The organism is Porphyrobacter sp. HT-58-2, assembly GCF_002952215.1.
In the GTDB taxonomy this organism is placed as follows: Bacteria; Pseudomonadota; Alphaproteobacteria; order Sphingomonadales; family Sphingomonadaceae; genus Erythrobacter.
On record NZ_CP022600.1, the window covers coordinates 2,654,820 to 2,674,440 of the forward strand.

A 19,621-nucleotide genomic window follows, 5' to 3' on the forward strand; every position below is an offset into this window, starting at 1 on the left:
CGCAGGGGCGCGCAGCCCTCGCCCGGATGGTCCCGCGCGCGTAAGGCGGCGGGCAGATCATGAACACGCCGCGCGCACCCTTCCTCGTCAATCCCTCTACCCGAAGCGGTGCGTTATGGAAGGCTGTCCCGCTGATGTGGCGCAAGCGTCTGGCAGTGCTTTTCGCCGCGATTACCGTCCCGGCGATGGCCGCGCCCGGCCTGACCTCTCTGCCCGGCCCCGCTGTCGAAAGCACCGCTGCACTCGCCACCCGCCAGGCCGCCGAGGCTGCCCTGCCGTTCGAACGACCCGGCATGAGCTTTCCCGGCTCTGCCTTCTACTACATGGCAGACCCTGCCGGTTCGGCGCTGGTGGCGCTGCCCACGGATGATCCGCTGGGTCAGGGCGCTGCCGAAAGCGGACGCGAGCTGGGCGCGCTGATCGATGTCGGCGCGGCGGCCAAGCCGTTCTTCTCGCCCGGCACCGGGATCGCCCACGCCCGCGCGCAGGAATGCCTGGCGCAGGCCGTGTGGTACGAAGCCGCCAGCGAAAGCGAGGCAGGCCAGCGCGCCGTCGCACAGGTGGTGCTCAACCGCGTGGCGCACCCCGGCTGGCCCGCCAGCGTGTGCGGCGTGGTCTATCAGGGATCGGAGCGCAACACTGGTTGCCAGTTCACCTTCACCTGCGACGGCAGCCTTGCGCGGCGTCCCGGCGGCGCAAGCTGGGCGCGGGCGCAGCGCATCGCGTCAGAGGCGCTGTCGGGCAAGGTCTACGCACCGGTCGGCCTTGCGACCCATTACCACACCCTCTGGGTCAATCCCTATTGGGCCGGCACGCTCGACCATATCGGCACGATCGGCGCGCACCGTTTCTACCGCAATCGCGGGGCAGGCGGACAGGCCGGGGCGTTCAGCGCGGGCTATGCCGGGCTGGAACCGGCAGTAAGCGGTCGCACCGCGCCGCCCCCGACTGTGGCAGAGCCCGAGCCGAGCCGTCCGGTCATCGCTTATGATTTCGCTCCGGTTCCGGCGCGCAAGCAGGGGGCCGCAGCAAGCAGCGGCACATCCGCTGTCCCGGCCCAGCCTGCACCCGCCGCGCCGACCGAAACCTATAGCGGCACCGGCGCGGTCAAGCCCGAATTCGCGCGGGCCGGTCAATGGAAAGCCCAGCCCGGCGCCGCGCCCTCCCCTGCCGCGCCTGCTGCCCCGTCCCCCGCAAAGGATTGACCGAGCCCCACGTAAAACAGGGTTAAGGGCATCGTTACCCTGTTGTCACACCAAGCCTTAGAGGCGCAGCGGTAAGAGAGCCCTGCACGCCCGGTCTTGCTGCGGCGTGCCTGCGATAACACGGGAACCGCCGCCACAATGTCAGTCCGCTTTGCCTCCGCCAATCACCCTGCCCGCCGGATCGGGTGGCGCGCCGCCGGGCGCGGCCTGATCGCCCCGGCGCTGGCACGGGCGGCGAACGACAACCGGCTGACGGGCGAGGTCGATCAACCCGGCTCGGCGCGCTTCGATCCCCTGCTGACCGATGCCTTGCGCCACTTCGCCGTCCACGGCCTTGCCTCGGCTGAGGCGGCGGTTGAATTGGCGGCAGAGGCGAGCGCGCGCGGGGATGGCGAAACCTGCGATCACTGGCTGGCGATCACCCGGATGTTCGACCGACGGCTGGCAGCGCGCACCGCCCGCGACCAGATCCCTGCCTGATCCCTTCAGCCAGAAACCCCGACGCACGCCTTTGCCCGGTGCCGTTACGGCGCTGCGCTACGGCGTTTGCCTGATGCGGCGGGCTGAGAGCATTATTGCAATTGCGAACTGATTGCAAAGATAGTTGGCGATCAAGCCTTTTTGGCGGTTGCAATCGCGTTTTGAGGGGCCTACCGCGCCTTTTGTAACGGGTGCCTGGCCGCTTGGGACGGGAGGCTGGCACCGGCGCCACGCTTGTTCATGCGCGCTTCATCGCTTCGTCCCGAAGGATCAGGGAAGGAAGTCCTCAGCAATGGCCCGCAAGAAAATCGCCCTCGTCGGCGCCGGTAATATCGGCGGCACGCTCGCTCACCTCGCCGCGCTGAAGGGCCTTGGCGACATCGTCCTGTTCGACGTGGCCGAGGGCATTCCGCAGGGCAAGGCGCTGGACCTCAGCCAGTGCGGCCCGGTCGAAGGCTTCGACGCCAGCATCACCGGCTCGAACGACTATGCCGATATTGCAGGCGCTGACGTCGTGATCGTCACCGCGGGCGTGGCGCGCAAGCCCGGCATGAGCCGCGACGACCTGCTCGGGATCAACCTGAAGGTGATGAAGGCGGTCGGCGAAGGCATCCGCGACAACTGCCCCGATGCCTTCGTGATCTGCATCACCAACCCGCTCGATGCGATGGTGTGGGCGCTGCGCGAGTTTTCGGGCCTGCCCGCCAACAAGGTCGTCGGCATGGCCGGCGTCTTGGACTCGGCGCGCTTCGCCACCTTCCTCGCGTGGGAATTCGGCGTGTCGGTGAAGGACGTGAACGCCTTCGTGCTCGGCGGCCACGGGGACACGATGGTGCCGGTGCTGAGCTACTCGACCATCAACGGCATCCCCGTGAAGGACATGGCGAAGATCAAGGGCATTTCCGAAGACCGCCTCGGCGAGATCGTCCAGCGCACCCGCTCGGGCGGCGGCGAGATCGTCGCGCTGCTCAAGACCGGCTCGGCCTTCTACGCGCCCGCCACCAGCGCCATCTCGATGGCGGAGGCCTACCTCTACGACCAGAAGCGCATCCTGCCCTGCGCGGTCGAGGTCAACGGCCAGTATGGCGTCGATGGCCTCTATGTCGGCGTGCCGGTGGTGATCGGCGCGGGCGGCGCGGAAGAGGTGATCGAGATCAACCTCACCGACGAGGAAAAGGCCAACCTCCAGGTCAGCGTCGATGCGGTCAAGGAACTGCTCGAAGCGTGCAAGGCGCTGGATAGCTCGCTGGCGTAATGGAATTCGTCGCAATCTTTCTCTTAGCCTACTTCGCGGCCCTGCTTTGGCTGGGTCTGAAAGGCTATTGGAGGATTGCGGCGGCCCTTCTTGCTCCGACGGGAATTTTGGCCGTCTGGATCATGGTTGATCAGTATGGCTTCGAGCGTCTGGTGGATCCCGGCTATCCCGGCATCAGCGTGCTCCTCATAGTCCCGTTTGTGATCGGCGCTTTGGGGTTCTTTCCGGCATTGGCATTTCGCCTTCTGGCCAAACGAAAAATTGAACTGAATTAATCGGAGACTGCAATGTCCATCCTCGTAAACAAAGACACCAAGGTCATCACGCAAGGCATGACCGGCAACACCGGCACCTTCCACACCCAGGCCGCGCTCGATTACGGGACGCAGATGGTCGCGGGCGTGACGCCGGGCAAGGGCGGCACCACCCATATCGGCCTGCCGCAGTTCGACACCGTGCGCGAAGCCAAGGCCGCGACCGGCGCGACCGCCTCGTGCATCTACGTCCCGCCGCCGTTCGCCGCCGATGCGATCTGCGAGGCGATCGATGCCGAGATCGAGCTCATCATCTGCATCACCGAAGGCATCCCGGTGCTCGACATGGTGCGTGCCAAGCGCGCGCTCGCGGGTTCGAAGTCGCGCCTCATCGGCCCCAACTGCCCCGGCGTGCTGACCCCCAACGAGTGCAAGATCGGCATCATGCCGGCCAACATCTTCAAGAAGGGCAGCGTCGGCATCGTCTCGCGTTCGGGCACGCTCACCTATGAAGCCGTGCACCAGACCACCATGGCGGGCCTCGGCCAGACCACCGCGGTGGGCATCGGCGGCGATCCGGTCAACGGCACCAACTTCATCGACGTGCTCGACCTGTTCCTCGACGATCCCGAGACCGAAAGCATCATCATGATCGGCGAAATCGGCGGTTCGGCCGAAGAAGAAGCCGCTGCCTTCATCAAGGCGGAAGCTGCCAAGGGCCGCAAGAAGCCGATGGTCGGCTTCATCGCCGGGCGCACCGCCCCTCCGGGCCGCCGCATGGGCCACGCCGGCGCGATCGTCTCGGGCGGCCAGGGCGGCGCCGAGGACAAGATCGCGGCGATGGAAGATGCGGGCATCCGCGTCTCGCCTTCGCCCTCGCTGCTCGGCGAAACGCTGGCCGCGATGCTGAAAGAGAACGCCTAAGCTTCTGAATACCGGCCCCTCGCACCCTTAGCGAGGGGTCACCCTTTCTCCTCCCCAGGAACCCCCGACATGGGCAACGAACCGCAGAACTTCATCCCCGCCTTCACCGATCAGGAAGGCCCGCAGCCCGGCCCTTCATGGGCGAAGCGCGGCTGGCTCGACACGCTGGCAGACAGCGCCGCTGATCTTACCGCCGCGATGGACCCGACCGAGATGAAGCTTGCGGTCGCCAAGGCGGCGAAGGATTCCGGCAAGGCGATGGACCCGAAGGCGGTCGAGAAGGCCGCCGCTCTGTCCATCGCGGCGATGACGCTGGTGCGCCTCTATCGTGTGCGCGGCCACATGGCGGCAGACCTCGATCCGCTCGGGCTCAGCAACCGCGAAGGCCCGGCGGACCTCACGCTCGAATGGCACGGCCTTGCGGGCAAGGAGAACGAGGACGTCTATGTCGGCGGCGTGCTCGGCATGGAGTGGACCACGGTCGGCAAGCTCCACCAGCGCCTGCGCGAAGTCTATTGCGGCAAGGTCGGCCTCGAATACATGCACATCGCCGACACCGAGGAACGCCGCTTCCTGCAGGACAAGTTCGAAAGCCCGGGCGAGACGATCCAGTTCACCCCCGAAGGCAAGAAGGCGATCCTCGCCGCGGTGCTGCGCGGGGAAGGCTATGAGGAATTCCTCGCCAAGAAGTATGTCGGCACCAAGCGCTTCGGGCTCGACGGAGGCGAAGCGATGATCCCGGCGCTGGAAGCCGTGATCAAGCACGGCGGCAGCGCGGGCGTGCGCGAGATCATCTACGGCATGGCCCACCGCGGGCGTCTCAACGTGCTCGCCAACGTGATGGCCAAGCCCTATCGCGTGATCTTCCACGAATTCTCGGGCGGCTCGGCCAACCCCGATGACGTGGGCGGATCGGGCGACGTGAAGTATCACCTCGGCACCTCGACCGACCGCGAGTTCGACGGGATTTCGGTGCACATGAGCCTTGTGCCGAACCCCTCGCACCTCGAAGCGGTGAACCCGGTGGTGCTCGGCAAGGCGCGCGCGCAGCAGGCGATCCGCGACGATCTCAAGAAGAAGGATCAGGTGCTGCCCGTTCTGATCCACGGCGATGCCGCCTTCGCAGGTCAGGGCGTGGTGTGGGAGAGCCTCTCGCTCTCAGGCGTCCCCGGCTACGACACCGGCGGCTGCATCCATTTCATCATCAACAACCAGATCGGCTTCACCACCTCGCCGAAGTTCGCGCGCTCCTCGCCCTATCCGAGCGATGTGGCCAAGGGCGTGATGGCGCCGATCCTCCACGTCAACGGCGATGATCCCGAAGCCGTGACCTTCGCCTGCAAGCTGGCGGTCGAATATCGCCAGACCTTCCACCGCGACGTGGTGATCGACATGTGGTGCTATCGCCGCTTCGGCCACAACGAGGGTGACGAGCCCAAGTTCACGCAGCCTCTGATGTATGACAAGATTCGCCAGCACCCCAAGGTCAGCGTGGCCTACGAAGCACGGCTGGTGCGTGAAGGCGTGGTCGAACCCGGCACGCGCGAACAGATCGCCGCTGAATTCACGGCGCTGCTCGAAGAGGAGTTCGAAGCGGGCAAGAGCTACAAGGCCAATGAGGCCGACTGGTTCGGCGGGCGCTGGGCGGGCCTCAACAAGCCCGCTGATCCGGAAACCGCGCGCCGCAGCGTCGAGACCGCGATCGAGCCCAAGACCTTCGATGCGCTGGGCCGCGTGCTGACCGAAGTGCCGGGTGATCTCGACATCCACAAGACCCTCGACCGCGTTCTCGTCGCCAAGCGCGAGATGTTCAGCTCCGGCGAGGGCTTCGACTGGGCGACCGCCGAGGCGCTGGCTTTCGGCAGCCTCGTTATGGAAGGCTACGGTGTGCGCCTGTCGGGTCAGGATTCCGGGCGCGGCACCTTCTCGCAGCGCCATGCGGTGTGGGTCGATCAGAAGTCCGAACGCAAATATGTGCCGCTCTCCACCCTGCCCCACGGCAAGTTCGAGGTGCACGATTCCACCCTGTCGGAATATGGCGTGCTTGGCTTTGAATATGGCTTTGCGATGGCCGATCCCAAGAGCCTGGTTCTGTGGGAAGGCCAGTTCGGCGACTTCGCCAACGGCGCGCAGATCATGATCGACCAGTTTGTGGCCAGCGGCGAGGCCAAGTGGCTGCGTGCCAACGGCCTCGTGATGCTGCTGCCGCACGGTTACGAGGGCCAGGGGCCGGAGCACTCTTCGGCGCGTCTGGAGCGTTTCCTCCAGCTGTGCGCCGACGACAATATGTGCGTGTGCAACATCACCACGCCGGCCAATTACTTCCACGTGCTGCGCCGCCAGATGCTGCGGTCCTTCCGCAAGCCGCTGATCATCATGAGCCCCAAGTCGCTGCTGCGTCACCCGCTGGCAAAGAGCACAAAGGCGGACTTCCTCGGCGAAAGGCAGTTCCGGCGCATCCTGTCGGACACCAAGGAAATCGCCGACGATAAGGTGCGGCGTCTGGTGCTGTGTTCGGGCAAGGTCGCCTATGACCTGATCGAAGCGCGCGATGCGGCGGGGATCGAGGATATCTCGATCGTCCGCATCGAACAGCTCTTCCCCTTCCCCGGCGACCCGCTCAGCCTCCGCCTGTCGCGCATGACGAACCTCAAGGAGGTGGTCTGGTGTCAGGAGGAGCCGCGCAACAATGGCGCATGGTTCTTCGTCAACGAGCGGATCGAGGATGCGCTGACCGCCGCCGGTCATGCCGGGATGCGTCCCACCTATGCCGGGCGCGATGCCGCCGCCTCGCCCGCCACGGGCCTCGCCAGCCGCCACAAGGCCCAGCAGGACGCCCTGATCGCCGCCGCCCTGGGGCTGTAGAAGCAGGAAATATCAACCGTTCGTGTCGAGCGAAGTCGAGACACCCCGCGCACGAATGGTTCTCGACTTCGCTCGAACCGAACGGAACAGAAGTTTAGGAACGCATTGCAATGGCCACCGAAATCAAAGTCCCCGTCCTTGGCGAATCCGTCACCGAAGGCACCATTGCCGAATGGCTCAAGCAGCCGGGCGAAGCGGTTGCCGCTGACGAGCCGATCTGTAGCCTCGAAACCGACAAGGTCGCGGTCGACGTCCCCTCGCCGGTCGCGGGTGTCATGTCGCAGCATGTCGTCGCAGTCGGTGACACGGTCGAAGTCGGTGCGGTGATCGCGATTGTCGAGGAAGGCGCGACGGCTGGTGCTGCCCCCGCTCCAGCAGCGGCCAAGGCTAACACCCCTGCCCCCGCCGCGGCCTCGGAAGAACTGCTCACCCCGGCGCAGACCATGTCGCCCGCGGTGCGCCGCGCGGTGCTCGAACACGGGGTCGATCCCTCGACCATCAAGGGCACCGGCAAGGATGGCCGGTTGACCAAGGAGGACGTGCTCGCCGCGGCCGAAGCCAAGGCCAAGGGCCCGGCCACCCCTGCCCCGGCTCCGGCCCCGGCTGCGGCGGCTCCGGCCCAAACCGGCGGCGCGCGCGGCACCGAGCGGGTCAAGATGACCCGCATGCGCCAGACCATCGCCAAGCGGCTGAAGGCGGCGCAAGACAATGCGGCCCTGCTGACGACCTTCAATGATTGCGACATGAGCGCCGTCATCGAAGCGCGCGACAAGTACAAGGATCTGTTCGCCAAGAAGCACGACATTCGCCTCGGCTTCATGGGCTTCTTCGCCAAGGCCGCCTGCCTCGCGCTGAAGGATGTCCCCGCCGTCAACGCCTATATCGAGGGCGATGAAATCATCTATCACGACTATGTCGATATCTCGGTGGCGGTCAGCGCCCCCAACGGCCTTGTCGTCCCCGTCATCCGCGATGCCGACAAGAAGGGCTTTGCCCGGATCGAACAGGACATCGCCGATTTCGGCGCGCGGGCGAAGGCCGGCACGCTGACCATGGAAGACATGACTGGCGGCACCTTCACCATCTCCAACGGCGGCGTGTTCGGAAGTCTGATGTCGACCCCGATCATCAACCCCCCGCAGAGCGCCGTGCTGGGCCTCCACCGCATCGAGGACCGCCCGGTGGTCCGCAACGGCGAGATCGTGATCCGCCCGATGATGTATCTTGCGCTTTCGTATGACCACCGCCTGATCGACGGGCGCGAGGCGGTGACGGCATTGAAGATCATCAAGGAAGCGATCGAAGATCCCACCCGGATGCTGATCGACCTCTAAAGCCTGCCTTCCCCTCTTCTCAGAGAAGAACCATGAGCCATTCCTACGATTACGACGTCCTCATCATCGGTGCCGGCCCCGGCGGCTATGTCGCGGCGATCCGCGCGGCGCAGCTCGGGCTGAAGACCGCCTGCGTCGAAAGCCGCGCCACGCTCGGCGGCACGTGTCTGAATGTCGGGTGCATTCCGTCGAAGGCGCTGCTCCACGGCTCGGAGCTGTTCGAAGAAGCCGCGGGCGGCCACTTCGCCACCTGGGGCATCACCGCGACGCCGACGCTCGATTTGGCCAAGATGATGGGCGAGAAGACCAAGGCCGTGGGCGAGCTGACCGGCGGGATCGAGTTCCTGTTCAAGAAGAACAAGGTCACCTGGCTCAAGGGCCATGCCGCCTTCGAGGACGCGCACACCGTCGTCGTGGCAGGCGAGAAGGTCACCGCCAAGGATATCGTGATCGCCACCGGCTCCAGCGTCACCCCGCTCCCCGGCGTCACCGTGGACAATACGGGCAAGCGCATCGTCGATTCCACCGGCGCGCTCGATCTGGATGAAGTGCCCGAACACCTCGTGGTGATCGGCGGCGGCGTGATCGGGCTTGAACTGGGCTCGGTGTGGCGGCGCCTCGGTGCCAAGGTCACCGTGATCGAGTTCCTCGACCAGCTGCTCCCCGGCATGGACGGCGAAGTGCGCAAGGAAGCCCAGAAGATCTTCAAGAAGCAGGGCATGGACATGATGCTCGGCCACAAGGTCACCGGCGCCGAGGTGAAGGGCAAGACCGTGACCCTCACGGTCGAACCCGCCGCTGGCGGCGAGGCCAAGACCGTCACGGCCAGCCACGTCCTCGTCGCCATCGGCCGCCGCCCGAACACCGAAGGGCTGGCGCTCGAGAAGGCGGGGCTCACCACCAACCAGCGCGGCCAGATCGCAATCGACCATGATTTCCGCACTTCGGTGGACGGCATCTGGGCGATCGGCGACGTCGTGCCCGGCCCGATGCTCGCGCACAAGGCCGAGGATGAAGGCATCGCGGTCGCCGAGAATATCGCCGGGCTGACCGGCATCGTGAACCACGATGTCATCCCCAGCGTCGTCTACACCGCGCCCGAAATCGCGGGCGTGGGCCTGACCGAGGAACAGGCCAAGGAGCGCGGCATCGCCGTCAAGGTCGGCAAGTTCCCGATGATGGCCAACTCCCGTGCCAAGGCGAACCGCGACACCGATGGCTTCGTCAAGGTGATCGCCGATGCCGCCAACGATCGCGTTATCGGCGTGTGGATGATCAACTCGCTCGCCGGCACGATGATCGCGCAGGCTGCGCAGGCGATGGAATTCGGCGCCACGAGCGAGGACATCGCCTATACCTGCCACGCCCACCCCACCCACGCCGAAGCCTTCAAGGAAGCGGCGATGGCTGTGCAGGGGAAACCGATCCATATGTGAATTGCCCCTCCCCTCGGCTTTGCCTAGACCGCAAGACCGAGGGGAGAATTCAACGCATGGCCTATCCGCAGCTGACCGACAAACCCGGCGCGCTCGAAACAAGTGCTGCCGTACTGGCGGGCAAGATCAGCGTCGCCGAAGCGGTCGATGCGGCGATCGTACGAATCGAGCATCTTGACGACACCATCGACGCGCTCGCCACGCCCAATTTCGAGCAGGCCTACAAGCTGGCCGAAGCGCTGGACGAATGGCTGATCGAAAACCAGCCGGGGCCGCAGATGCCGCTGTTCGGCGTGCCGATGACCATCAAGGAGAGCTTCGACGTCGCAGGCCTGCCGACCACTTTTGGCCATCCGCAATATCGCGATGCCCTGGCCCCCCGTGACGCGCTGCTCGTGAAGCGGCTGAAGGCCGCGGGCGCGATTATCATCGGCAAGACCAACGTGCCGGTCGATCTCACCGACTGGCAGAGTTTCAACCCGGTCTATGGCCGCACCCGCAACCCGCATGATCCCGCGCGCTCACCCGGCGGCTCGTCGGGCGGCAGCGCGGCCGCGGTCGCCAGCGGAATGGTGCCGTGCGACTATGGCACCGATATCGGCGGATCGGTGCGTGTTCCGGCGCATTTCTGCGGGGTTTGGGGCCACAAGACCACCTGGGGCCTTGTCCCCAAGCAGGGCCACGACTTCCCCGGCAAATCGCGTAGTCCCGGTTTCATCGCTGCGCATGACAGCCCGCTCTCGATTGCCGGGCCGCTGGCGCGCAACCCGCAGGACCTTGCCGTTCTGGTCGAAGTCGGTGCGGATTTCCCGCTACGCCGCCGGGCAAAGCCGCTCAAGGACTGCCGCCTGCTGGCAATCACAGACCTGCCCGGCGCGCCCATCGACAGCAGCGTTGCGACGGCAACCGAAGCCGCGCTCGAAACCCTTGCGCGCGCAGGCGTGCGGATCGACCGGGCGAGCGACCTCCTCCCGGATCAGGCGCGGCATTATCGCAGCTACCTGAAGATGATGAACATCGTCATGGCCCGCGGCGCGCCGGCCCCCGACGGCAAGCGGGCATCGGCGACCGACTGGTTCGATCTGCTGGACGCACAGGCCGCCTGCATGGCGGAATGGGAAGCCCTGTTTGCCGCCTATGACTTCGTTCTCGCTCCGCCCGCGCCGGTGCTGGCGGTGCCGCACAGTGAAAAGGCCGTGTTCCGCGGCACGATCACGGTCAACGGCGCGGAAGAACCCGGTGGCAGCGGGCTGATCTGGTCCGGCATGGCGACTTTCCCCGGCCTGCCCTCCACAGTGCTGCCGATCGGCAGCGGAACCGATCTCGGCGCGGATCTGCCTTGCGGGATGCAGGTGATCGGGCCGCGCTGGGCCGATCTTGATTGCATCGCCGCAGCCGAGGCCATTGGTCACATTCTCCACGACTGACGTGAACCCTACCGTCCTCACCCCGATCCTCGATTGGCTCGATATCGCCGGGATCGCGCTGTTTGCCCTGTCAGGCGCGGTGCTGGCGGCACGTCTTCAGCAAACCTTCGTGACGATGGGATTCTTCGCGCTGGTGACGGGTGTCGGCGGCGGCACGGTGCGCGATCTGCTGATCGGAGCGCCGGTGTTCTGGATCACCGACCCATGGGTTGCAGCGGTTTGCCTCGGCACGGCGCTGATCGCCTGGTTCACGCCGGTCAGTTGGTGGGAAGGCAAGGGTTTCGCCTATGCCGATGGCGCCGGGCTGGCGGCCTATGCCGTGCTCGGCAGCGCCAAGGCGCTCGCCTATGGCATACCGCCAGTGCCGGCTGCCTTGATGGGGGTCATTACCGGCTGCGTGGGCGGGATCATCCGCGATGTGGTGGCAGGACGCCCCTCGATCATCATGAGCCCCGAGCTTTACGTCACCCCTGCTGCCCTGACGGCAGTGCTGACTGTTGCCGGGATGATCGCTGCGCCGTGGCTGGGGGTCGGCAAGGAATGGGCCTGGGCAGCGGGCTTTGCCTGCGGCTTTGCCCTGCGCACGGCAGCGATCCGGTGGGAATGGGGCCTGCCGAGTTACGGCGGCAGGCCCGAGAATTAGAGCGCGGGCCTAGCCCCCGGTCGCCTCTTCCAGCGTTTCAGGGATAGCCTCACCCGGGATCGGGCCGCCGGGATAGGCCGGCATGGCCGCAACCGTCGCCGTTGTTACCGCGCGCATGGGCGCCTGCGCACCGGCAGGGGTGAAGCGCGCCTCCTGCACGGCCATGTCAGGCCGCACGGCGCCGCCAACGGCCTGGCGCGCCGCGATGTAGCGATCATCCTGCCACTGGCGGTCATTGCCCGGAGCGATGCTACCATCAGCCGAACCGGTGAACCCAATTCCGGAAAAGCCCGCCGAATAATCGATCCCGTCGATCTGGCCGCCATTGCCGATCCGGCACTGGAACGGCGCGCCGTTGAACAGCACCCCGCTCACCTGCCAGCCTGCACCATTGCGCTCGACATTGTCGACACTGTCCACCCGGACATCGCGCTCGATCCGGTCGAGGCACTGGTTCACCGCATTATCCAGACCAGAGGCCCCGGTCCCGCGCGGGCCAGCCCTGCGGTCGGTGCGGCGATCATCAAAGCGCCGGTCATCCCAGTCGCGCTGATCACGCTCGACGATGACCACGTCCCGGTCACGCTGACGGCGATTGTTGGAATTGGCAATCGCGACCGCTCCGCCGATGATCGCGGCACCGATCAGCACATCGCCGGCGTCGATCCGGTTGCGACGCCAGCCGCCTCCCCAGCCGCCACCCCATCTTCCGCCCCAGCCGCAGCGACGTCCCCAGCCGCAACGACGCCAGTCGGCGACGCTGTCAGCCGCGTTGTACCGGCTGGCATCGAAGCTCGCCGAGGCAGTGGGCATGACAGGGGTCTCGGGAAGGGCCGCCGCCGATGCGGGGGCCGCGAGGATGGTGGTGCCGAAAAGCGCACTGGCGAGCGCCAGAACGCGGGTATTCAGAGCCATAATGCTCCCTCCTGCTACTATGCGAGCGGCCACCAATCGCCCAGATGATCGCAAGATTAACGCGTAGAGGCTTGCGCGCGGCTGAATGAAGGGCCTTTGTCCCACACCCCAGAGACCCAACGAAAGACCGCCCCGCCATCCGGTGCCGGATAGCGGAGCGGCAGAAGTGGGCGCGCCAAAGGGGAGAGGGAGCGCGCCGAGGAGAGCACTCAACGCAGGCCGCGGATGCCGTCAAAATCGATCCGCGGTGCGCCGCGACCGTCAATCCGGCAGGTAAAGCGCCCGCGATCATTACGGTTCCAGCCGCCACCAACCTCGATCCGGCCGCGAACACGGAAACCATTGCGCGTGCGGTCGATGTCGCGCACGTCGATCACGTCGGCAAAACGATAGCCACCAAAGCGCCGCGCCTGGTTTTCCGCGCCACGCACACAGCGATCCACCGCTGCACGCGGGCCAAAGCCGAACCCGCCGCGATCCCAGCCGCCCCGGCGATCCCAGCGGTCGCGGCCGCGGTCACCATCAAAGGCACCCGCAAGCGCAGCAATGCCGCCGATCACCACCGCGCCGGCGATGATCTCGCCCGCGCTGATCCCGCCGCGATCGCGGTGGTCGTCAGCCAGAGCAGGGGTGGCAGAGGCTACCGTCAGCGCAGTCGCAGCGACCGCGCCGAGCATGAGCCTGGCCGATTTGCCGGAGGCCAGCCGGTTGGTCATGGTGGTCATCGAATTGATCCTCGTCTGGCACCGCGGGCGGGATTGCCTTGCGGTGTCGAGGACAGTTCTGACCGATTCGGCGTGAGACTTTCCTGAATCGGGATGTCAGGCGCCGTTAATTTTCAGAGCGATTCTGATGAACAATTATCCGCTCGGTAGCGCGGCCAGCACATCGCGCGTGAAGGCGGCGATATCGAACCGCGCGCCAACCGGATCTTCGCCCCGGCGCACGATCACCACCTGCCGCGAAGGGACGATGACGACATATTGCCCGCGATTGCCGAAAGCGGCGAAGGTATCGGGCGGCACGCCCTCGGACTTGTTCATCAGCCAGAAGCCCGCGCCATATCCGAACTCACCTCCGGGCTGCGGGCCGCTCGGGGTGGTGACGTAGCGGACCCAGCCTTCCGGCAGCACCCGCTCACCCGTGGGCAGCACCCCGTCGTTAAGATAGAGCTGACCGAAGCGGATCAGGTCCATGGTGCTGGCCCAGACCTGACTGGAAAGGACATAATCGCCCTGCCAGTCGGTCTCGGCGATGGTGTCCTGCATCCCGATCTTCGCGAACAGCTCTGCCGGAGGATGCTCTACGAAGGTGTGGGCGATGGCCGCGACCGCCGCCAGCGTGTCATTATTGGCATAGCGGAAAACGCTGCCCGGCTGGTGAACGACTGGCCAGTGCAGCGCCGTCTCCCGCACAGTCGATCCGCCGAAATAGAGCGCGTCGGTGCGATTGCCGGGGGTATCGGAATAGCGGCCCGATGCCATGCGCAGCAGATGATCCATCGTGACATCGCGGCGCGGGTCGCGCAGATCGCCGCCGTACCAGTTGAAGATCGCCAGCGGCGGCGCAGAAGCGGCGTGGGTGTCCCCCGAAACCACCAGCCCCGCCCCGCGATGCTCGTTCGCGCCCACCAGCGTTGCGGCAAGGCTCTTGGCGACCGACCAGGTGCGCTGCGGCGTGAACGGCGTGAACCCCTCGGCAAAGCGCCAGTCCCAGCCATTCTCGCCCCAATTGACTGAAACCGCCGTGGTGCGCGCCTTTGCGCCATAGGCTCCGCTCATCGCGGCCTCCAGCACCGGTGTGACCTTCCCGGGTATGCGCATATGCCAGGTGGTGATCATCTCGGGGCGCGCTGGCGGCGGGGAATGGATGAGAGCACCCGCCTTCATCCCTATTGGGGCGAGCGAGCACCCGCCGCCGCTGCGCTGGAAGGCGATCCGTGGCGGCATGTCGTCAGCCCAGTCAACCGTGACATGGCGGATCGGCTTGTCCCCGTCCGACCAGCGGGTGATCCGGTAAGGCAGCCCTGCAACAATTTCGTCGAGCGGCGCCTGAATTCCAGCCAGCTCCCACTGATGCACGCTGTCAGGCGTCCGGGTGGCCGCGCCGGAATTGCGCTCCGCATTGGCGATGGCGCTGCACAGGAACAGCGCCTTGTAGCCCGCCGCGAGTGCGCGGTTGTAGCGGGCGTCGAGCGCCTCCTGCTGGCTCTGGGCGGTGGCAGGAATGGCGGCGAGGAGCAGCGTTGCGGCTGCGATGGACTGGCGGATCATGTGGCGCACCCTAGCCCGCAAGCATCAAAAGGAAAGGGCCGGAAAGCGTCTCCGCCCCGGCCCCTGCCCTGTTCATGCGAAGCGCGGCTTACGCGTCTTCGTATTCTTCTTCCGACTGCACCGGGCCGCTGTCCTGGCCCTTGGCGTCTTCGTCGCGGTCGACGAGCTCGATGATCGCCATCTGCACCGCGTCGCCCGCACGCACACCGGCGCGCAGCACGCGGGTGTAGCCGCCATCACGATCAGCATAACGCTCCGCCAGAACGTCGAACAGCTTCTTGAGCTGCGCTTCATCACCCAGACGAGCCATCGCCAGACGACGGTTCGACAGGCCGCCACGCTTGGCCAGCGTGATCAGCTTTTCGACATAGGGGCGCAGTTCCTTGGCCTTGGGCAGCGTGGTGGTGATCTGCTCGTGCTTGATCAGCGCAGCGGCCATGTTGCGGAACAGGGCGTTGCGATGACCCGTCTTGCGGCCGAGCTTACGGCCGGAAATACCATGACGCATTATAATCTTCCTTTGCTTTGCTGACCCTTCCGGGCGGGAAACCGGTTCCCACTTTCCCTGAAGGGATCAGCGGTTCGAAAAGGGGCCGTTTCAGGTACCCCAGTGCTGGTTCGGATCAGGGCTCCGAACCTTCGCCCATCTCTTTGGCAAGGCCGACACGGGAGTAAATCCCGTGTCGTCAGACGAGCTTCGCTCGCTGGCCGGCAGGCCGCCGTCCGTCGGCAACCTGCGGTTGCCTCTGGCGGCTGCTTTTGGGCTTAGCCCAAAAGCTCCTGCTCGAGCTTCTTGGCCATTTCCTCGATGTTCTCGGGCGGCCAGCCCGGGATGTCCATGCCAAGACGCAGACCCATGCTGGAGAGCACTTCCTTGATCTCGTTCAAGGACTTGCGGCCGAAGTTCGGCGTGCGCAGCATCTCGGCTTCGGTCTTCTGAACCAGGTCGCCAATGTAGATAATGTTGTCGTTCTTGAGGCAGTTGGCCGAACGCACCGACAGTTCCAGCTCGTCCACCTTCTTGAGGAGGTAGCGGTTGAGCTGGTTGGCGTCGCTTTCTTCCGGCTGCACGGCGTGGCCGATCATCTGGCCGACCGGCTGCGGGATGCCGTCTTCGAAGTGGACGAACAGCGTCAGCTGGTCCTGCAGGATGCGCGCGGCATAGGCCACGGCGTCTTCCGGGGTTACGGTGCCATCGGTCTCGACGGTCAGCGAGAGCTTGTCATAGTCAAGCTCCTGCCCGACGCGGGCGTTCTCGACCTTGTAGCTCACCTGACGCACGGGCGAGTAGAGCGAGTCGACCGGGATCAGCCCGATCGGCGCATCGGCCGGACGGTTCGAGACCGCCGGGCTGTAACCCTTGCCGGTGTCTGCGGTCAGCTCCATATTGAGCGTCGCGCCTTCGTCGAGGTGGCAGATCACCAGATCCTTGTTCATCACCTCGATGTCGCCGGTAACAGCGATGTCGCCCGCGCGCACTTCACCCGGGCCGGTGGCCGAGAGCTGGAGCCGCTTGGGGCCTTCGCCTTCCATCTTCAGCGCGATCTGCTTCACGTTGAGGACGATGTCGGTGACGTCTTCACGCACGCCCGCGAGCGAGGAGAATTCGTGCAGCACGTTCTCGATCTTGATCGAGGTGATAGCTGCGCCCTGAAGGCTGGACAGCAGCACCCGGCGAAGCGCGTTGCCGAGCGTCAGACCAAAGCCGCGCTCGAGCGGTTCGGCCACGAAGGTCGCCTTGCGCTGACGATCGCCGCCATCCTTGATTTCGAGGGAGTTGGGTTTCTTGAGTTCCTGCCAGTTCTTCGTGTTGACGGACATGGATTTCCCCTAATTCGCCCTTGGCGGGCGGTTCAAATTCTGGGTGGGCCGGAAGCTCTGCGAGGCGGCGCTGCTTCTGGCCCCTTCGGGCGGCGACGGCACGGATTGCCGCCGCCATCCCGGCGGATCAGACGCGGCGACGCTTGGACGGACGGACCCCGTTGTGCGGGATCGGAGTCACGTCGCGGATCGAGGTGATGTTGAAGCCCACCGCAGCAAGGCCGCGCAGCGCACTTTCACGGCCCGAGCCCGGACCCTTCACTTCGACTTCGAGCGTGCGCACGCCGTGTTCGGCGGCCTTCTTGCCGGCATCGTCCGCAGCCACCTGAGCGGCATAGGGGGTCGACTTGCGGCTGCCCTTGAAGCCCATCATCCCGGCGGACGACCACGAAATGGCGTTGCCCTGCGCATCGGTGATGGTGATCATGGTATTGTTGAAGCTGGCGTTGATATGCGCAACGCCGCTGGTGATATTCTTCTTGTCACGACGCCGGATACGGCCTGGTTCGCGTGCCATTTTTTGAATTCCTCTAGCTCGTCAGAAGGAAAAAGCGTGGAAGCCTGAGCCGCCAGCTTACTTCTTCTTGCCCGCAATGGGCTTGGCCTTGCCCTTGCGGGTGCGGGCGTTGGTGTGAGTGCGCTGGCCGCGAACGGGCAGACCGGCACGATGACGCAGACCGCGATAGGCGCGCAGATCCATCAGGCGCTTGATATTCATCGCAGTGTTGCGACGCAGGTCGCCTTCCACGGTGAAATCGGCGTCGATCGTCTCGCGGATCCGCAGCACTTCCTCGTCGGTGAGGTCCTGCACACGCGCAGTATGAGGAATGCCAAGCTTGTCAGCGATCTGGACAGCCGTGGTGCGGCCAATCCCGTGAATATAGGTCAGCGCGATGATCACGCGCTTGTTGGTGGGGATATTGACCCCGGCAATACGAGCCACTTATTTCTCCATGCTCCACAGGGATCTGGCACCCGAAGGGATACCGCCCCTATCTCAACGCTCATTCATTCGGACGTTCCAAGCCGCTGGACCCGCACCATGACGGGAACGCAAACGGCAAAAAGTCCGGTCGGCATCCGCAGAGGAATGCCTGCCGAACGAGGTTCGAACGTGTCGAATGAGCCGCGCGCATAGGCTGATTCGCACAAGGCGTCAACCGCAAGCCGCGCGAGCGGCTTTATCCCCGGAACATCACCCGATGGAAACCCTCGGAACGCGCATCGCGCGGCGCTCCCACCCTTTCATGCAGCAACCTAACGCCGCGCTCCGTCCTCAAGATCGCTGAAGGCATCGTCAACGCTTGTCGGCTTGGGTGCCGGCTCCGGAGCGGGTCTGGCCGCGGGCTTGGCAGCAGGCGGGGTGGTCGCCTTAGGCGCATCTTTCGGCGCGGGGGCGGCTGGTGGCTTGGGGGCAGACGCAGGCTTCGGGTCAGGTCTATCACCAGAAGGCTCTGCCTCTGCGGCGCGCGGCGGTGCTGCGACCGGCCCGAGCGGCTTGGCAAGCGCGTCAAGTTGCGCGCCCATCACCCCATCCACCACCTTGGCAATGACCGGCACTTCGTAGCGCATCGGCCCGCCGACATTATACTCCCACACGATCCGGGTACCCGCCTCAACCTTCGAGATCGCGATGGTGAGGATGCCCGTCACGGGTTCGCTCTGGAGTGGTCCGAGCGAACCGATCATTCGCAGCGCCGCCTCGGGATAGGCTTGCACCACGCGCATATGCTCGACGCTCCCCTGCAAGGTGAAGCGCCCCGGTTCATCGACTTCAGGGATGGTCTCGCAGAAACAGCCACCTGCCTGCGGCATGAGGGTCAGGTTCTTCGCATCCCCCGACCAGGTGTGCTCGGAACGCCACCATCCTCCGGGCGAGATCAAGGCCAGCCAGACGTCCTTGGGTGTGGCCTCGACGATCACTTCATGGCGAGAGACAAAGCTGCTGTCGGTGGTGCGGGTAAGCTCGGCGGCGGCCGGAGCCGTGCTGACGATGGCAACCAGTCCCGCCAGGACAACGGGGGCGCTCACACGAAGCTTCATGCCAGGAATCTCCCATGCAGACATGACACGAGGCTGAGGCAATTTGGCCGGGCGCACAAGCCCAAGCAGACTCAGCCCTTGAGGATGGCGTCGATCTGCCCGGCGACCGTGTCGATTGCGCCCATGCCGTCGATGCGGGTAACGATCCCGCGCGCTTCATAGCCGGGCAGGATCGGCGCGGTCTTGGCGCGATATTCCTGCATGCGGGTGCGCACGGTGTCCTCGTTGTCATCCGGGCGGCGCTTGAATTCGGTGCTGCCGCAAGCATCGCACACGCCGTCCTGCTCGGGCGGATTGGCGGTGTCGTGATAAAGCGCCCCGCAATTGCCGCAGGAAAAGCGGCCGGTGATGCGCTCGACGAGGGCATCCTCGTCCACTTCGAGCTCGATCACATGGTCAAGCACGCGGCCATTCTTGGCGAGGATCGCATCCAGCGCATCGGCCTGAGCGGCGGTACGCGGATAGCCATCGAAGATCGCGCCGGTTTCAGCGGACATTCCGGCGAGTTCCGCATCAATCAGGTCGGACACGATTTCGTCGGAGACGAGCTCGCCCCGCGCCATAACTTCCTTGGCGCGCAGGCCCACGGGCGTCCCCGCCTTGACCGCCGCACGCAGCATGTCCCCGGTCGAAAGCTGGCGCATGCCATGCCGCTCTACCAGGCCAGCGCTTTGGGTACCCTTGCCTGCTCCGGGAGGGCCAAGAAGAATGATGTTCACGAACCGTCCCCCATTACACCGCCGGAT

19 protein-coding genes are annotated in these 19,621 nt (G+C 65.5%); 10 read left to right on the forward strand and 9 right to left on the reverse strand.

All coding sequences use genetic code 11. The features are described from left to right. Window positions 1-59: 59 nt before the first annotated feature. From CHX26_RS12485 to CHX26_RS12530, 10 genes are all read left to right on the forward strand, one after another. Window positions 60-1,205 (forward strand): cell wall hydrolase, encoded by a 1,146-nt coding sequence (locus tag CHX26_RS12485; RefSeq protein ID WP_233997150.1) that lies wholly within the window; start codon window positions 60-62, stop codon window positions 1,203-1,205. A 138-nt stretch (window positions 1,206-1,343) separates the two neighbouring features. Beyond that, window positions 1,344-1,685 (forward strand): hypothetical protein, encoded by a 342-nt coding sequence (locus CHX26_RS12490; RefSeq protein ID WP_104942648.1) that lies wholly within the window; start codon window positions 1,344-1,346, stop codon window positions 1,683-1,685. 292 nt (window positions 1,686-1,977) lie between these two features. Next, window positions 1,978-2,940, forward strand: a complete 963-nt coding sequence (gene mdh / locus CHX26_RS12495; protein ID WP_104942649.1) for a malate dehydrogenase — start codon at window positions 1,978-1,980, stop codon at window positions 2,938-2,940. Continuing rightward, window positions 2,940-3,215 carry a hypothetical protein gene (locus CHX26_RS12500; protein ID WP_104942650.1) on the forward strand — a complete coding sequence of 92 codons (276 nt, stop codon included), beginning with the start codon at window positions 2,940-2,942 and terminating at the stop codon, window positions 3,213-3,215. Before mdh ends, CHX26_RS12500 begins: the two co-directional genes overlap by 1 nt. Before the next feature lie 12 nt (window positions 3,216-3,227). Beyond that, on the forward strand, window positions 3,228-4,118 hold the full coding sequence (gene sucD / locus CHX26_RS12505; protein WP_068862165.1) for a succinate--CoA ligase subunit alpha: 891 nt from the start codon (window positions 3,228-3,230) through the stop codon (window positions 4,116-4,118). Window positions 4,119-4,187: 69 nt separating this feature from the next. Beyond that, on the forward strand, window positions 4,188-6,983 hold the full coding sequence (locus CHX26_RS12510; protein ID WP_104942651.1) for a 2-oxoglutarate dehydrogenase E1 component: 2,796 nt from the start codon (window positions 4,188-4,190) through the stop codon (window positions 6,981-6,983). 110 nt (window positions 6,984-7,093) lie between these two features. Next, the gene (odhB, locus tag CHX26_RS12515) at window positions 7,094-8,317 is read left to right on the forward strand and encodes a 2-oxoglutarate dehydrogenase complex dihydrolipoyllysine-residue succinyltransferase (protein ID WP_104942652.1); all 1,224 of its coding nucleotides are present in this window, start codon (window positions 7,094-7,096) and stop codon (window positions 8,315-8,317) included. Between the two features lie 32 nt (window positions 8,318-8,349). Beyond that, complete coding sequence (lpdA, locus tag CHX26_RS12520; protein ID WP_104942653.1) at window positions 8,350-9,753, forward strand: dihydrolipoyl dehydrogenase; 1,404 nt, start codon at window positions 8,350-8,352, stop codon at window positions 9,751-9,753. Between the two features lie 56 nt (window positions 9,754-9,809). Further along, window positions 9,810-11,180: an amidase family protein gene (locus tag CHX26_RS12525; protein WP_104942654.1), complete on the forward strand. Its 1,371-nt coding sequence runs from the start codon at window positions 9,810-9,812 to the stop codon at window positions 11,178-11,180. A 1-nt stretch (window position 11,181) separates the two neighbouring features. Beyond that, a complete protein-coding gene (locus CHX26_RS12530) occupies window positions 11,182-11,823 on the forward strand; it encodes a trimeric intracellular cation channel family protein (protein WP_104942655.1) in 642 nt (213 codons plus the stop codon). 9 nt (window positions 11,824-11,832) lie between these two features. On the opposite strand, the gene CHX26_RS12535 is transcribed toward CHX26_RS12530, so the two are convergent. The 9 genes from CHX26_RS12535 to CHX26_RS12575 form a co-directional block, all read right to left on the reverse strand. Beyond that, window positions 11,833-12,738 (reverse strand): hypothetical protein, encoded by a 906-nt coding sequence (locus CHX26_RS12535; RefSeq protein ID WP_104942656.1) that lies wholly within the window; start codon window positions 12,736-12,738, stop codon window positions 11,833-11,835. Between the two features lie 209 nt (window positions 12,739-12,947). Continuing rightward, window positions 12,948-13,463 (reverse strand): hypothetical protein, encoded by a 516-nt coding sequence (locus tag CHX26_RS12540; protein ID WP_233997152.1) that lies wholly within the window; start codon window positions 13,461-13,463, stop codon window positions 12,948-12,950. A 135-nt stretch (window positions 13,464-13,598) separates the two neighbouring features. Next, entirely contained in the window at window positions 13,599-15,011 is a 1,413-nt protein-coding gene (locus CHX26_RS12545; protein ID WP_104942657.1) for a serine hydrolase domain-containing protein, read from the reverse strand. Between the two features lie 88 nt (window positions 15,012-15,099). Further along, window positions 15,100-15,519: a 50S ribosomal protein L17 gene (rplQ, locus tag CHX26_RS12550; RefSeq protein WP_104942658.1), complete on the reverse strand. Its 420-nt coding sequence runs from the start codon at window positions 15,517-15,519 to the stop codon at window positions 15,100-15,102. A gap of 257 nt (window positions 15,520-15,776) precedes the next feature. Then, window positions 15,777-16,832 (reverse strand): DNA-directed RNA polymerase subunit alpha, encoded by a 1,056-nt coding sequence (locus CHX26_RS12555; protein ID WP_104942659.1) that lies wholly within the window; start codon window positions 16,830-16,832, stop codon window positions 15,777-15,779. Between the two features lie 127 nt (window positions 16,833-16,959). Further along, window positions 16,960-17,349, reverse strand: a complete 390-nt coding sequence (gene rpsK / locus CHX26_RS12560; RefSeq protein WP_017666383.1) for a 30S ribosomal protein S11 — start codon at window positions 17,347-17,349, stop codon at window positions 16,960-16,962. A gap of 57 nt (window positions 17,350-17,406) precedes the next feature. Then, window positions 17,407-17,775 (reverse strand): 30S ribosomal protein S13, encoded by a 369-nt coding sequence (gene rpsM, locus CHX26_RS12565; RefSeq protein WP_104942660.1) that lies wholly within the window; start codon window positions 17,773-17,775, stop codon window positions 17,407-17,409. 314 nt (window positions 17,776-18,089) lie between these two features. Beyond that, window positions 18,090-18,875, reverse strand: coding sequence for an SRPBCC family protein (locus tag CHX26_RS12570; RefSeq protein WP_199797833.1), 786 nt, complete (start codon window positions 18,873-18,875; stop codon window positions 18,090-18,092). A 71-nt stretch (window positions 18,876-18,946) separates the two neighbouring features. Continuing rightward, entirely contained in the window at window positions 18,947-19,594 is a 648-nt protein-coding gene (locus CHX26_RS12575) for an adenylate kinase (RefSeq protein ID WP_104942661.1), read from the reverse strand. Window positions 19,595-19,621 lie beyond the last annotated feature (27 nt).